Source organism: Mesorhizobium sp. P160927 (assembly GCF_057766385.1).
The window spans coordinates 5625357-5640086 of record NZ_JBYMDW010000001.1; the positions used below are offsets into that span (position 1 = coordinate 5625357).

The window sequence follows — 14730 nt, forward strand, 5'->3', positions numbered from 1 at the left end:
GCCTCAAGCCTTTTCGGCGTGGATATAGGCCACCGCTTCGCGCAGATCAGCCTGATCCTTCGAGCGCATCTGGTAGGCGTAATTTCCCATGGCCCGGCTGAAAACCTCTTCTATCGGCTGATGATGGACGATCTTGTCGCGGTGGGCGGCTAGCACGTCCTCATGGCTGTGCGAATAGTCGATGTGGCGCTTGCGGCTGGCATAGGCGGTGAAATACTTGCCCTCATAAGGGCCGCCGGCAGCATCCTTGACCACCATGTCTGCCCATGCCGCGTAGACATCGATGTCAAAGGTGTAGTTGATCGCGTCGGTCATCCAGGCGCCGGGCGGCCGCATGTTGACCTCCAGCGCGATGATGCGGTCGTCCCTGGTCTCGAACAGTTCGATATGGAAAAAGCGTTCGCGCACGTCGAACGCCTTCAGGATCTTGCGGCCCGCCTCCTCGACGACGGGCCTGATCCGGGGAAAGCAGGTGTAGCTCATGTGGCGGTCCTTGTTGACCACGTCCATGACACTCTGGTCGTAGCGATGGCTGGCCGCCAGTACCACTTCGCCGTCGCGGTTGATCAATCCGTCATAGGTCACCACCAGCCCTTCGATGAACTGCTCCATGACGAAGGTCACGTCCTCCGGCTTGTCCCGGAAGAACTGGTCGAGCTCTTTCGCATTGGAGATCTTGAACGTGTTCGACGCGCCGGAGCCCGAATCCGGCTTCACCACCACGGGGTAGCCGACGCGGCGGATGAAGGTCATGGCGCCGGCCCGGTCGGAGCATTTGCGCTGCGCGATCGTCTCGACCCCGCTCTTGCGGAAGAAGGCGCGCATGCGGCTCTTGCGCTTCAGATTCTTCACGAAATCGAGCTTGGTGCCGTAGATGTTGAAGTCGGTGCGGATGTTGGCTTCCAGTTCCAGCCAGTGCTCGTTGAGCGATTCGAACCGATCGATGCGGCCCCATTTTTGGATGAAATGGCCTATCGCCCGGAACACCGGCTCGTAATCCTCCATGTCGGCAACGCGGTAGTATTCCGAAAGCGCCTGCTTCAGCTTGCCGTCGAGCGCATCATAGGGCGCATCGCCAATTCCGAGCACGGTCGCGCCGGCCTTCTTCAGCCGGTCGCAGAAATCCGCGCCATTGGCGGGAAAATGCGGCGAGAAGAACACGAAATTCATGAACGCCCCCTGCCGACGACACCCGCCGGTTCGCAAGTCTGGCCCATTTGCGGCGCGCGGGGAAGAGCATCCGCGCCAGGGATGATGTTCGACAGGGTCGGCACCGCTTGCCTCCCAAGGGCCGCTCCTGTATGAGAGCGGCCATGAACATGCGCGCCACCACCGCTTCCCGTCAGACCGGCTTTGCCGGCGAGACCGTGCGCGCGCTTGCCTCGACCCTGCTTCTTCTCGGCCTTATCGGCGATCGCCGGGTTCGCTGAAGGAGCGCCCGGCGGTCGAACCGCCGCGCAAGCGCATGCTCCTTGGCAGATCATATCAAGCGAACGAAATTCTGGTAAAGGCGCCGCTTGGCTCCACATCCGCCTGAAAGGTGGACCCGCCAGCCGCCGGGAGAAACGACGATGAACGCACGAGAAGACATCCGCGCCAGCGAGGCCGCGACCGGCAAGCAAATTGGCCGGGGCATGCCGGACGCAGCCCGAAAATATCAGCCCTACCCGACCGTCGGCCTCACCGACCGGACCTGGCCCTCGAAGGTGATCGACAAGGCGCCGATGTGGTGCTCGGTGGATTTGCGCGACGGCAACCAGGCGCTGATCGATCCTATGGGCCACGAGCGCAAGGCGCGCATGTTCGGCCTGCTGCTCGACATGGGCTTCAAGGAAATCGAGATCGGCTTCCCGTCCGCCTCGCAGACCGATTTCGACTTCGCGCGCTGGTGCATCGAGCAAGGCAATGTGCCGGCCGATGTGTCGTTGCAGGTGCTGGTGCAGTGCCGGCCCGAACTGATCAGCCGCACCTTCGAGGCGCTGAAGGGCGCCACCAACCCGATCGTGCATTTCTACAACTCGACCAGCGAGTTGCAGCGTCGCGTCGTCTTCGAGAAAGATGTCGGCGGCATCAAGCGCATCGCGACCGACGCGGCCAAGATGATCACCGACATGGCTGCCAGGGCTGGCGGCGGCTATCGCTTCGAATATTCGCCGGAGAGCTTCACCGGCACCGAACTCGAGGTCGCTCTGGAGATCTGCAACGCCGTCACCGAAATCGTCAGGCCGACGCCCGACAACAAGCTGATCATCAACCTGCCGTCGACGGTCGAGATGTCGACGCCCAATATCTATGCCGACCGCATCGAGTGGATGTGCCGCAATCTCGACAACCGCGAAAACCTGATCATCTCGCTGCATCCGCACAATGATCGTGGCACCGGCATCGCCACCACCGAACTCGGCCTGATGGCTGGTGCCGACCGGGTCGAGGGCACTCTGTTCGGCAATGGCGAGCGCACCGGCAACGTCGACATCGTCACCTTGGCGCTCAACATGTACACGCAAGGCGTCGATCCGGGCATCGACTGCTCCGACATCAACCGGATGAAAGATGTCTACGAGTATTCGAACCAGCTGAAGATTCCCGAGCGTCACCCCTACGTCGGCGAACTCGTCTACACTGCCTTTTCCGGCTCGCACCAGGACGCCATCAACAAGGGCATGAAGGCCTTGAAGAAGGCCAACACGCCGCACTGGGAAGTGCCATACCTGCCAATCGATCCGGCCGATGTCGGCCGCAGCTATGAGGCCATCATCCGAATCAACTCGCAGTCGGGCAAGGGCGGTATTGCCTATGTTTTGCAGGCCGATTACGGCCTCAATTTGCCGCGCAACCTGCAGATCGAATTCAGCCAGGCTATCCAGGCGATCACCGACGCCGAAGGCAAGGAAGTGCCGGCAAAGCGTATTCATGACCGCTTCCTCGAAACCTATGTCGACCAGCCTGGCGCCCGCCTGAAATTCCTCGATCATCACACTTATCCGGCCACCGAGGTGAAGGGCCGGCGCGTTGTCGAGGCGGTCATCCTCGACAACGGCAAGGAAGTGACGATAATAGGCACGGGCACCGGCCCGATCGACGGCTTCATCGATGCGCTGTCACGCCATGTCGGCGTCGAGATGTCGGTGCTCGATTATTCCGAGCATTCGATGCAGCGCGGCTCGAATGCGTCGGCCATCTCCTATGTCGAGATGGAATATCCCGGCGGCAAGCTGTTCGGCGCCGGCATCAACACCAACATCGTCGCCGCCTCTCTGGAAGCGGTAACGTCAGCGGCCAATCGTATCGTCGGCCGCAACGCGCGATAGTTCGCCGTCGGCGCGAGAGCCGGGATTGCTCTCGCGCCGCCATTCTTCGGCCTGAACAAGGTCTTGGCATCCATGGGATTCGATAAGGACTGCTCCGGCTTCCTGGCCATCCTGTCTCGCGCTGCTCATTAACCACCGGCAAAATATCCGGTGGGGTAGGCGATCGCATAATGGGTGTATACTTGTATGGCGGTGCGGGCATTATATGATCAGTGCCTTAACCTGTGCCGACTTCGAGAGGATCGACACTTGCAGCATGCCACGCCTGCCGCCCCCGCAGTGCGCGAAACATTGGAGCGACTGCTTGCCAGCGAAACGTTCGGAAGATCCGAGCGGGCACGCAAGCTGTTGCGCTATCTTGTCGAGCGCGAACAGGCGGGCGAAGCCGACAGGCTCAAGGGCTTTTCCATCGCCATGGATGTCTTCGGCAAGGACGGCGATTTCGATCCTTCGACTGATGCGGTGGTGCGGGTTCAGGCCGGCCGGCTGCGCGACTTGCTGCAGCAATATTTCGCCAATGAAGGTGTTGCCGAACCTGTCCGCATAGCCATTCCGCGTGGCGGCTACGTCCCGGCCTACGAGCTCAACGCGATCCGCTTGCCGGAGACGGCCGAACTTGCCACCCAGACGGGAGCGGCGGCGGCTCCATCGGCGCAACGCGGCACTGCCGAGAGCGCCACTCCGGCCCCTGCCTTATTGGCGCCGATTGTCGCGCCGGCGCCGTCGGTGGCGCGTCACCTCCGATTCTTCTGGATGGCGATCGCTGTCGTCATCGCCATGCTTGGTGTTTTGATCCTGCGTCAGGGCGGCGGTGCGCTGCTGGCAGGCGGCGACTTTGCGGCCACGCTCGAGACCGCGGGCCTGGCCGGCGGCGTCGCGCCGTCTCCCGCCAGCGAGGCCTTGCCGCTCGTCTACATCGCCGACAAGGCCAGTGGCACGGATGCCAGCCGTGTCGCCGCATCGCTGCGCGCCGGCCTGAGCGGTTTCGATACGATCGATTTCATCGGTCGCGACGCGGTCGCCACAACCGATCCGGCCACCAATGCCACGAGCTTCATCTTCGCTATTCTGCCTGGGCCGGATACGGGCGAAATCACGATTGAACTGCAGAGCGTGGCGACCGGACGGGTGCTTTTGTCGCGCAACCTGACCGCCGCCGACAGCGCACCGGCCGCCGTCGAGAACCGTATAGCCGGCATCTTGACGTCCACTCTTCCCGCTTCCGGCACAATCTACAGCTATCTCGAACAGAGCGGCATTCAGACCGTCCTCACGCAATGCCTGACGCTCAACGACAAATATTATCTCGACCAGAACGCCAGGACCCACGAAGCCGCCTATCGCTGCCTCGAAACCCTCGCCGAACGCGGCGCCAAGTCACCACTGGTCTATTCGGAACTCGCCTCGCTGCACCTGGAGGCCGTGAACGACCACTACGCCTATCCGCCGGATGCCACGATCGAGAAGGCGATGACATTTGCCCATCGCGCCGTACAGATGGGACCGACCAGTCCTTATGCGCATCGCTCCTACGGCTACATCAACTCGCGTCTTGGCAACGCTGACGAGGCGCTGCGCTGGATGCGCAAGGCCTATGACCTCAATCCCTACGATCTCGCCATGGCCGCCGCTTACGGTTATGGGCTGATTTTCGCCGGCCGGTATGCCGAGGGGACGCCGATCCTGGCCCAGGCGGTGGACGCCTCCAGCGGTCATCCGACATGGTGGGATTTCGGACTTTTCGCCGGCGAACTCATGCTTGGCGACACGAACAAGGCCGCCATCGCCAGTTCCTCTTTGAGAACAACCGCAACCAAGTCGCACTATCTTGCCGCCCGGCTGATCGGCGCCAAGATCGCCGGCCGGGACAATCTGGCGCGCAAGCTGCTCGACGAGCTGACCGCCAAATTTCCGAAATTCGCCGCCGATCCGCGCGCGACCTTCGTCGAACGAAAATATCCGCCCGATCTGACCGAGCGGCTGGTTGGGGCCCTGCGCGCGGCGGGCCTCGGCAACGCGAGCTGACGTCCCACCAACGGGTTGTTTGGACCAACCGAATTGTTGCCCGCCGAAAGCAGGTGGCAAACCCCCGATTCGACTGATTTGCCGCCTTTGTCAGACGACTTCGCGAGGTCGAGAGCTCGCAACCGCCAGCCGTCGCGAAAATTTTACTGGCCATCGTGCTGGACAAGGAGCAATCCAGCCGCATTCCCATCTTGCCGTCCCGTCATAAGCTTTCACATTTCATGATCGCATCGCTTCACGCCACCGAACAGGGTACTGGCTCGAAGGCCATCGCCTTGCTGCATGGTTTTGGCGGCTGCCATGGTGTCTGGCACGAAGTGATCCCGTCGCTGTCGCCTGCGGTGCGCACACTGGCTTATGATTTGCCGGGGCACGGGCTGTCGCTCGATCTGCCCGGCGCCGGCCCGGCCAAGGGGGCGGCAAGGGCCGTCCTGGCCGATCTCACCGCGCGATCGGTGAAGCGCGTTCATCTGGTGGGCCACTCGATGGGCGGCGCGGTGGCGACGCTGATGGCACTGGCGGAACCCGAGAGGGTGGCCTCGCTAACACTTCTGGCGCCGGGCGGCTTCGGCCCCGAGATCAACGGCCCGCTGTTGCGCCGCTTTGCCGCCGCAAGGGATTCCTCCGACATCCGGGCGTGCCTAAGCGCGATGTCGGGACCGCTGACGCGCCCTGTCGATGACACCGTGGACGCCCTCCGCGACATGCGCGGGCGACCCGGCCAGGTGGAGAAACTGATCGAGATTGCTGCCGCCATGACCAGCGACGACCGGCAGGGCGTCATCCCGCGCGACCGGTTGGACACACTGACCATGCCGGTGACGGTGGTATGGGGGAGCGATGACCCGATGCTACCCGTTACCCAAATGGATAGTCTACCCGCGCGATTTCACGTGCACCACGTGCTGGAGGCTGGCCATATGCTGATCGAGGAGGCGCCCGATCTGGTCGCCATGATCATACAGCGCAACATGAACCGCCGCGCCAGGCCCTTGCGCCCGAAACTCGCCGCCACCGGCTGAGAGGTCCCGCGCGGCACCGAGCGGGAGCCCTGCCATTTTGATCTCGCCAGTGCATTTTGCCTTCGGCTGTGTTAACTGCCTGTTAACCAAAACCCCGCGAGGCCACGCCGATGAAGGACGCAGGCGAAAAGATCGATCCGTCAAAGAAACTGTCCGATGCCATCCGTGATGTGAAGAATGCCTTCGCTGACCGCGACGATGTCGTCGTCGACATGCGCGAGGCGCACCGCATGCGCCTGGACCTGCTGGCCGCGGACCTCGCGCCCATCTTTGCCGACGTTCCAGCCGACATGGACAATTTCGACTTTGTCGTCTCCTCGGGGCTGCAGCCGCGCCTGTGGATCGATGCCGTCAGCCATGTCGCGATGGGACGCGACCGTCGCACCTACCGCTTCCTCAAGGATACACGCATTGGCCGGGTCGTGCTTGCCGAGTCGACCGAGATGAAGCCGGTCGCCGATTCCGTGACGCGTTATGTGGCCGAGCGCATCGTCGAGCGCCAGAGGATGATGGAAGGTGGCGTCGAGCCGGCGGTCGCCGGTTTGAAACGCGCCGAGGTCGGGGAAGCCGAGCCACCGCTGCGAGCATCGACGCAAGGCAAGGGCTGGTGGGCCTTCCTGTCCGGGCTTGGGCTGGTCGCCGCCGGCGCGCTGGTTGGTCTGGCGTTGTCGGCCGCGCTGCTGTGGGACCGCATCTCGGCCATGGTTCTCAACTGGCGGCCATAGCCTCGCCGGGCTCGACCCCGAGTTCCAGGCTCTGCAGATCGGAAGGCGGTATCGACGGTCCGGTCAGACCGCGTCGCGTCAGGTGGATACGCCAGTTACCCTTTTCGCCGTCGATGTCGAACAGATTGTACTGTGCTGCCGGGTGATTGCCGCCCGGCGCCTGGCCGGCGGCGGCGACCCCGACGACCGGGATCTTTGCACCGCGAAGCCCAATCTGGAACAACGACGGCAGATGCGAATGGCCGTGCAGCACAAGCTCCGCGCCATGGCGACGGACGATTTTGTGGAAGCGGGCGATGCCGAACAGCCGCTTGTGCTGGGAGACGGCGCCCCGTAATGGCGGATGATGGATCATGATCGCGCGGAAAAGCCCTTGCTTCGCCGTGCTCTCGAGTATCTTGCCGAGCCGAGCCGCCTGCCCCTCCATGAAGAAACCATTGGCCATGAAGGGCGCCGTGGCGCGCGCCGTCGAGACCCCGATCAGCGCGATGTTGCCGCGCACGCGCAGATATGGGAAGGCATTGCGGTCGACCGGCGTGTTGACACCGTCGCCGCTCATCCACGCCGCCCACGACCGGCAGACCTTGTCGAAGGCGCCGGGCACATAGGCATCATGGTTTCCCGGCACGACCGAAACGTCATGCGGTGGCCCCAGCGTCTCGAGCCAGTGTTTGGCCATCTCGATCTCACCGTCGAGGGCGAGGTTGACGAGGTCGCCGGTGATGGCGAGATGGTCGGGGTTTTGCGCCTTGATATCGGCGACGATGGCGTCGATGACGGCATCGTGCATGTGGCGGCGGCGGTTGCGCTGCCAGTTGACGTAGCCGAGCACGCGCTTGGAGGCGAGATCGCGATAGGATACATCGGGCAGCGGCCCCAGATGGACATCGGAAATATGCGCGAGCCTGAACATCCCTCCTTCATAGGCGACGTGCGCGCCCCTTTCCACCCAAGGTTTCGCTACTGATGGCGAGCGACGAGGAGGCTCCTTTCCGCCAGACCGGCTGGGCGGGTTTGAGGGCCTGGCTGTTCCACCTCTATTTCGTGCTGCGGCGGCCGATGACGCTCGGTGTGCGCGGCCTCATCCACGATGCCGGCACCAATTCCGTCTTCCTCATCCGCCATACCTATGTGCCCGGTTGGCAGCTTCCCGGCGGCGGCGTCGAGGTTGGCGAGACGATGGCCGAGGCGCTGGCGCGCGAACTTTACGAGGAAGGCAACATCCAGATCACGGACGCGCCCGTTCTCAAATCGATGCATTTCAACCGCCGTGCCAGCCGGCGCGACCATGTCGGCTTCTATCTCGTCGAACAGTTCAGCCAGACCGCACCGAAACTGCCCGACCATGAAATCGCCGAGGCCGGCTTTTTCCCGCTCGATCGCCTGCCGGAGGGCACGACGCCGGCAACGCTGCGGCGGATCGCCGAAATTTTCGCAAACGTGCCGGCATCGCCCTATTGGTAGTCAGGCGGCAGCCCTTCCAAAACGCGCCCGATCATGCGGCGCGCCATAGTCGAGCGCCGGCCCGACCGGCACGATCCGGGTCGGGTTGATGGTCTCGTGGCTGCCGTAATAATGCGCCTTGATGTGGCGCAGGTTCACGGTCCCGGCGACGCCAGGCACGCTATAGAGGTCGCGCAGATAGTTCGAGAGGTTCGGATAATCGGCGATGCGGCGCAGGTTGCACTTGAAGTGACCGACATAGACCGGATCGAAGCGCACCAGGGTGGTGAACAGCCGCCAGTCGGCCTCGGTGATGCGATCACCCACCAGGTAGCGTTGCCTGGAAAGGCGATGTTCCAGAGTGTCGAGCGCCGAAAACAGCGCGCCGAACGCCTCCTCATAGGCCGCTTGCGTGGTGGCAAAACCGGCACGATAGACGCCATTGTTGACGGCGGGATAGACCAGCGCGTTGATCGCGTCGATCTCGCCGCGCAGGGCCTCGGGGTAGAAGTCGAAGCTGGCGTTGCCCCATTCGTCGAAGGCCGAATTGAGCATCCGGATGATCTCGGAGGATTCGTTGGAGACGATCGTCTGTTCCTTCTTGTCCCACAGCACCGGCACCGTCACCCGGCCTGAATAGGCAGGATCGGCCTCGGTGTAAATCTGGTGCAGAAAGTCGAGACCATAGAGCGTGTCGCCGGTGGCGCCGTCCTCGGCGAGAAACGTCCAACCGTTCGCACCCATGAAATGGTGAACCACCGAGACGGAAATGATGCCTTCCAGCCTCTTCAGTGCGCGAAAAATTAGCGTCCGGTGCGCCCAGGGACAGGCGAGTGAGACGTAAAGGTGATAGCGGCCGGGCTCCGCCTTGAAGCCGCGGCTGCGGCCTTCGGCGGGTTTGCCGTCGTGCGTGATCCAGTCGCGCCATTGCGACTGCGCCCGCACGAACTTGCCGCCACTGTTCTTCGTGTCGTACCAGCGGTCCTGCCATTTGCCATCGACGAGCAATCCCATGAATTGTCCTTTCGCGTTTCCCGTCATGTAGGGCGCGCTACGGTAAGGCGGAAATCATCCAGGGCTGAACAGATCGTCAATCGGTAGTGCCGGCGAACGGGTCGATTGCGGCGGCGCAAAATTGATGCTAGCGGACACTCCGCATGTTCGACTTTGCCTTGATCCGGTTTGACCGACGACGAAAGGGCGCCCGCGCTTGATGAAGCGCTGACTGGCGAATGCTGCCGTTTGCAGCAATCTTTCCTCCTCTACCGGAACGCAAAGACCATGAGCCTTGCCGACGTGAAATACCTGCCGGAAACCCCGGCGCATGACCCTCAAATCGAAGCCATTAACGACGAGGCCTTCGGCCCCGGCCGTTTCGTGCTGGCCGCCTACAAGATCCGCGAGGCCGGCGGCCATGAGCGCGCCCTGTCCTTTGTCGCGGTCGACGGCGACCTCGTCGTCGCCTCTGTGCGCATGACGCGCATAGCGGCCGGGGCCGGCCGGGCGCTGATGCTTGGGCCACTCGCGGTACGGCCCGCCTTCAAGAACCTCGGCATCGGCCGCCGGCTGGTAGCGATCGCGCTGGAGGCGGCCGGCAAGGCTGGCGCGCCGGCCGTCATCCTGGTTGGCGACGAACCTTACTACGGGCCGCTCGGCTTCAAGCGCATCCCCCGTGGTCAGATTTCGATGCCAAGGCCTGTCGACCTCGACCGCCTTTTGTCGCACGAGATCACGCCGGGCGCGGTTGCCAGGCTTTCCGGCGAGGTTGGTCACGCCAGCCAGGCCAGGGCCGCCGAGCACGTCTAGGCGATGGCTTGACCTGGCCCGTCGATCCGGGCCTGATCCGTCCTATTTGATAGCAAGCCCATTCTCGCGGGAAGGATGACGCCATGAACCCCAGCGGCCAGATAGCAATCGTGACCGGCGGCGGCTCCGGCCTTGGCGAGGCAACGGCACGCGCGCTCGCCGCCAAGGGAGCCCGCGTCGCCATCTTCGACATTGGCATCGAGCGCGCGGCCAAGGTCGCGGCCGAGAGCGGCGGCATCGCCGTCCAGTGCGATGTCGCGAGTGCCGACAGTGGCGTCGCCGCCCTGGCCGAGGTTGCCGCCAAGCTGGGCGAGCCGCGCATCCTGGTCAATTGCGCCGGCATCGCCATCGGCGTGAAGACGATCGGCAAGGATGGACCGCATCCGCTCGACCAGTACCGCAGGGTGATCGAGGTCAATCTGATCGGCACGTTCAACATGATCCGCCTGGTCGCCGACCGCGCCGCGAAACTCGAGCCGCTACGGGGCGGCGAGCGCGGCGTCATCGTCAACACCGCTTCGGTCGCCGCCTATGACGGCCAGATCGGCCAGGCGGCCTATTCGGCTTCGAAGGGCGGCGTCGTCGGCATGACGCTGCCGGTGGCGCGCGATCTCGCCCGTTCCGGCATTCGGGTCTGCACCATCGCGCCCGGCATCTTCAAGACGCCGATGATGGCCGGCATGCCGCAGGACGTGCAGGATTCGCTGGGCGCCGCCGTGCCTTTCCCGTCACGGCTCGGCGAACCATCCGAATATGCCGCGCTTGCCCTGCACATCATCGAGAACCAGATGCTGAACGGCGAGACCATCCGCCTCGACGGCGCCATCCGCATGGCGCCGAGGTAAGGCGTGTCGCCCCAAGCTGCGAAGCGGTTTGCGCGGGTGGCTCCCCTTGCCAAGTCCGGCATCATCGGCTGACAAGCGGAATAGGAAATCAACTTGGCAGGGCGAGAACTTGGACGATCGAAAGAAGGATGTCATCCGCGAGACCGACGCCGAGGCGATCCGCTTGGCGAAAACGCTTCTGCGCAGTGCCCGTTTCGGCGCCCTGGCGGTGCTGGAACCGGGGACCGGGGCGCCGCTGGCCAGCCGGGTCGGCGTCGCCACCGACATTGACGGCGCACCGCTCATCCTGGTGTCGATGCTCGCGGCGCACACGCCAGCCCTGCTTGCCGATCCGCGCTGTTCCCTTCTGCTCGGGGAGCCCGGCAAAGGCGATCCGCTGGCACATCCGCGGCTGACGCTGGTCTGCCAGGCATCGCGGCTGGAGCGCGGCTCGCAGGCGCATGCCCGCGCCGAGCGCCGCTATCTCAACCGCAATCCCGAGGCGAGCCTCTATGCCGGGCTCGGCGACTTTTCGATCTTTCGCCTCGAGCCGCAGCGCGCCAGCCTCAACGGCGGCTTCGGCAGGGCTTATCTGCTCGACCGGTCCGATCTGGTCACCGCCGGGCCGATTGTCGGAGAGCTCGCGGCGAGCGAACAGTCGGCCGTCGAGCACATGAATGCGGACCATCTCGACGCGATCGCCAACTACGCCCATCACTTTGCCAAGGCGCCAGGTGATGGCTGGACCATCGCCGGGTTGGATGCCGATGGCATGGACCTGGTGTCTGGGAACGATGTTTGCCGAGTGTTCTTCCCGCGACCACTGGTAGACGCGAATGAATTGCGTCCCGCTCTGGTTGAAATGGCGAGGGCCGCCAGGGCGGCATCCTAGGCGCAAAGGGAGATTTAAATTGCATTTGATCAAAAGCAACGCTTGAGATTTGAAAGAAATGTTCTAGGCTTTAGGTGTGGTGCTGACTCGTTAGCACCTTCACAGTGAATTTATGGATTCAGGCACCATCGCCCCCATGGCGCCTCGATGAGCAAAAAGCATGGGGCATCAATGGTCTCGACAAAGCTAATCGCCAACCCCGAATCAGCTGCCGAATTTCTGATGCTGATGGGCAACGAAAAACGGCTGTTGATCATGAGCTATCTGATCGACGGCGAAATGTCGGTCGGCGCCATCGCCGAAAAGGTGATGCTCAGCCAATCCGCCCTCTCGCAGCACTTGGCCAAGTTGCGGGCGCTCGACCTCGTGGATACCCGCCGCGATCGCCAGATGATCTACTATTCCTGCAAATCCGATGCTGTACGCGAACTGCTTGCCATGCTGGAAGGCATTTTCGGTGGCGGTAAGGAGGATCTGTCCCAAATGGCGCAGAGGTTGCGCCGCGCCGGGACTTGACCGGGCGCTGCCGCGGCCATTTACCTCGCTGACGATTTCCGGAGCGTGGTTGGTGTGTCTTTCCCGGCGCACCAACCACGCTTTCGATTGTTGAGCGGGACATGGACCCAATTCGCATCGACGATCCACGCGATCCGCGTGTCGCAGCCTATCTCGATATCCGCGAGCGCGATCTGGCGGGCCGGCAAGGCCGCTTCGTCGCCGAAGGCAAAGTGGTGCTCGACCTGCTTTTGTCGTCGAGCCGCTTCAGCGCGGAATCCGTCCTGATCTTGGAAAACAGGCTTGGCGGTGTGGAAGAGGTTCTGCGCAAGGCACAAGCGGACCTACCGGTCTACGTCGTCGCCAGTGGGGTGATGGACGCGATTGCCGGATTCCACATGCATCGCGGCGTCCTGGCCATCGGCCGCAAGGAGACGCCGCATCCGCCCGGGTCATTGCTGGATGCCTTGCCCGCTCAAGCCCTGATCGTCGTGCCTGTCGGCATCGCCAACCACGACAATATGGGTTCGATCTTCCGCAACGCCGCCGCTTTCGGGGCCGATGCGGTGCTGATGGACGGGACATGCTGCGATCCGCTGTACCGCAAGGCGATCCGAGTTTCGGTCGGCGCCGCGCTCAAGATCCCTTTTGCGTCCTTCACGGACACCGCGGACTTCACCGCGGAGCTCGACCGCCGGGGTTATCACCAGTTCGCATTGTCACCGCGCGGCCGGATCGACATACGCGATGCACGGCGCGGCGAGCGGCTGGCACTCTATCTCGGCACCGAAGGCGAAGGCCTGCCCGAAAGCCTGCTTGCCCGCTTGCAAACGGTGCGGATCACCATGTCGAAAGGCTTCGACAGCTTGAACGTCGCTGCCGCCTCAGCCATTGCCCTGCATCATTTCTCGCGCTGACGATCATGTGAGCCAGGACATGGCGAACGCGTCAGCCTGCACCGCGTCAGTTGGCTTCTGCTTTCTGCAAGGCGCGCACGCGATCGGCGAGGCTGCGGTCGTGGCCGGTGGAGCGGTTGTCCTGGGGTGCGGCGAGCACCTTGGCGATTGGTGAATCGGGCCCCTCGAGCTTGGCCGTCAGGTGGACCACCTCCGCCGCCAGCTCATTCATCTGCTCACGGAGCGCGGCACCATTGCCGTTCGTCAAACCCGACGATGCCGCGGCGCCGAGATCCGCCTTGAGGCGCTTGTTCTCGCGCGCCAGTGCCGTCAGCCTGGCCTCCAGCCGTTCGCGGTCGCCGTCAAGCTTGGCAATCGCCCGGTCCACGTCGTCGCGCCTGCCGGCCTCCTCGTGCCGGCCCGGCTCATCGGGCTTGCCGACCAGCCGCAGGGCCGGTGCGCCGTCCTCGGTTTTCGATTTTTCCCGCAACCGCGCCAATTCCTTTTCTCGCCGATCAAGCTTGTCCTCACGGTCAGCGAGCGCTGCCAGCAGCCGCTCGACCTTCTTGTCGAGCTCGGCGACCCTTTTCTTCTCGGCCTTCAAGGCATCGCGCGCGGCCTTGCTTTCGGCCGCGATCTCCTGGCTGCGCCGATCCGCTTCCTTGCGCTGGCCGCGCAGCAGCGAGATGTCGCTGGCAAGCTTCTGCAATTCGGATTCGCGGGCCACGAGTTCGATCTGGCGGCTGCTAGAGGCAAAACTGGCGTCGTCATACATGTGCTCCAGCTTCTCGAGATCGAGCGCCCGCCTTTCCAGCTTTCGTTCGGTTTCCTTGAGCCGCTCCGAAAGCTCATGCAGTTCCTCTTCGCGCTGTCGAAGAGCTTCGTTCTTGGCGCCGAGTTCGGCGAGCGCGTGGTTCTTGTCCGTGCGCTCCACCGCCAGCGCCTTCAGCGCCTCGCGGCCGCGATTGATCTCGACGAGTTGTTCGGCCGCCTTCTCGCGCAACGTCTTGACGTTGATTTCGAGGCGCCGGGTCGTCATGGCGTATTCGGCCCGGATCCGGTCCTTGTCGGCCTGAATCTCGGCTTGCGTCAGCGGAATGGAGGCTTCGATGCGCCTGCGGGTCAGGGCGACGGCACGCCGCCAGACGGCGGGAGCCACCATCAGCGCCAGAAAGCCGGCACAGAGAAAGCCGAGGGCAAAGAACAGGACCGACTGAACCAAAGGACTACCCGTTATCGACGACAACTTGGAAGGCTGGACCGTGCCATCTTGGCATGGCGGAAATCCGGC

The 14730-nt window shown here is 63.4% G+C and carries 14 protein-coding genes; 10 read left to right on the forward strand and 4 right to left on the reverse strand.

Annotated features, from left to right (window positions below; all coding sequences use genetic code 11):
* Nucleotides 1–3: 3 nt before the first annotated feature.
* The gene (locus AC3CB8_RS27575) at nt 4–1170 is read right to left on the reverse strand and encodes an ATP-grasp domain-containing protein (RefSeq protein ID WP_352566633.1); all 1167 of its coding nucleotides are present in this window, start codon (nt 1168–1170) and stop codon (nt 4–6) included.
* Nucleotides 1171–1571: 401 nt separating this feature from the next.
* On the opposite strand from AC3CB8_RS27575, the gene leuA reads away from it, so the two are divergent.
* The 4 genes from leuA to AC3CB8_RS27595 all read left to right on the forward strand — a co-directional run bounded on the left by leuA (nt 1572) and on the right by AC3CB8_RS27595 (nt 7083).
* On the forward strand, nt 1572–3311 hold the full coding sequence (gene leuA / locus AC3CB8_RS27580; protein ID WP_352566631.1) for a 2-isopropylmalate synthase: 1740 nt from the start codon (nt 1572–1574) through the stop codon (nt 3309–3311).
* Nucleotides 3312–3560: 249 nt separating this feature from the next.
* Entirely contained in the window at nt 3561–5336 is a 1776-nt protein-coding gene (locus AC3CB8_RS27585; protein ID WP_023781379.1) for a tetratricopeptide repeat protein, read from the forward strand.
* A 221-nt stretch (nt 5337–5557) separates the two neighbouring features.
* Nucleotides 5558–6358, forward strand: coding sequence for an alpha/beta fold hydrolase (locus AC3CB8_RS27590; RefSeq protein WP_352552004.1), 801 nt, complete (start codon nt 5558–5560; stop codon nt 6356–6358).
* A gap of 110 nt (nt 6359–6468) precedes the next feature.
* Nucleotides 6469–7083, forward strand: coding sequence for a hypothetical protein (locus AC3CB8_RS27595; protein WP_352566629.1), 615 nt, complete (start codon nt 6469–6471; stop codon nt 7081–7083).
* Here AC3CB8_RS27595 and AC3CB8_RS27600 read toward each other — a convergent pair.
* Nucleotides 7067–7996: a metallophosphoesterase family protein gene (locus tag AC3CB8_RS27600; RefSeq protein WP_023770355.1), complete on the reverse strand. Its 930-nt coding sequence runs from the start codon at nt 7994–7996 to the stop codon at nt 7067–7069. The genes AC3CB8_RS27595 and AC3CB8_RS27600 overlap by 17 nt on opposite strands.
* A gap of 53 nt (nt 7997–8049) precedes the next feature.
* On the opposite strand from AC3CB8_RS27600, the gene AC3CB8_RS27605 reads away from it, so the two are divergent.
* Nucleotides 8050–8547 (forward strand): NUDIX domain-containing protein, encoded by a 498-nt coding sequence (locus AC3CB8_RS27605; RefSeq protein WP_023770356.1) that lies wholly within the window; start codon nt 8050–8052, stop codon nt 8545–8547.
* Here the strand turns inward: AC3CB8_RS27605 and AC3CB8_RS27610 are convergent, their stop codons facing one another.
* A complete protein-coding gene (locus AC3CB8_RS27610) occupies nt 8548–9540 on the reverse strand; it encodes a glutathione S-transferase family protein (RefSeq protein WP_023770357.1) in 993 nt (330 codons plus the stop codon).
* A 267-nt stretch (nt 9541–9807) separates the two neighbouring features.
* Between AC3CB8_RS27610 and AC3CB8_RS27615 the strand changes: the two genes are divergently transcribed.
* The 5 genes from AC3CB8_RS27615 (at nt 9808) to AC3CB8_RS27635 (ending at nt 13460) form a co-directional block, all read left to right on the forward strand.
* Complete coding sequence (locus AC3CB8_RS27615) at nt 9808–10332, forward strand: GNAT family N-acetyltransferase (protein ID WP_031240082.1); 525 nt, start codon at nt 9808–9810, stop codon at nt 10330–10332.
* 83 nt (nt 10333–10415) lie between these two features.
* Nucleotides 10416–11177, forward strand: coding sequence for a 3-hydroxyacyl-CoA dehydrogenase (locus AC3CB8_RS27620; RefSeq protein WP_023770358.1), 762 nt, complete (start codon nt 10416–10418; stop codon nt 11175–11177).
* A 109-nt stretch (nt 11178–11286) separates the two neighbouring features.
* The gene (locus tag AC3CB8_RS27625; RefSeq protein ID WP_023781374.1) at nt 11287–12048 is read left to right on the forward strand and encodes a HugZ family pyridoxamine 5'-phosphate oxidase; all 762 of its coding nucleotides are present in this window, start codon (nt 11287–11289) and stop codon (nt 12046–12048) included.
* 171 nt (nt 12049–12219) lie between these two features.
* Complete coding sequence (locus AC3CB8_RS27630) at nt 12220–12564, forward strand: ArsR/SmtB family transcription factor (protein ID WP_352566665.1); 345 nt, start codon at nt 12220–12222, stop codon at nt 12562–12564.
* Nucleotides 12565–12665: 101 nt separating this feature from the next.
* On the forward strand, nt 12666–13460 hold the full coding sequence (locus AC3CB8_RS27635) for a TrmH family RNA methyltransferase (protein WP_023794032.1): 795 nt from the start codon (nt 12666–12668) through the stop codon (nt 13458–13460).
* 46 nt (nt 13461–13506) lie between these two features.
* Here the strand turns inward: AC3CB8_RS27635 and AC3CB8_RS27640 are convergent, their stop codons facing one another.
* Complete coding sequence (locus AC3CB8_RS27640) at nt 13507–14661, reverse strand: coiled-coil domain-containing protein (protein WP_352566625.1); 1155 nt, start codon at nt 14659–14661, stop codon at nt 13507–13509.
* Nucleotides 14662–14730 lie beyond the last annotated feature (69 nt).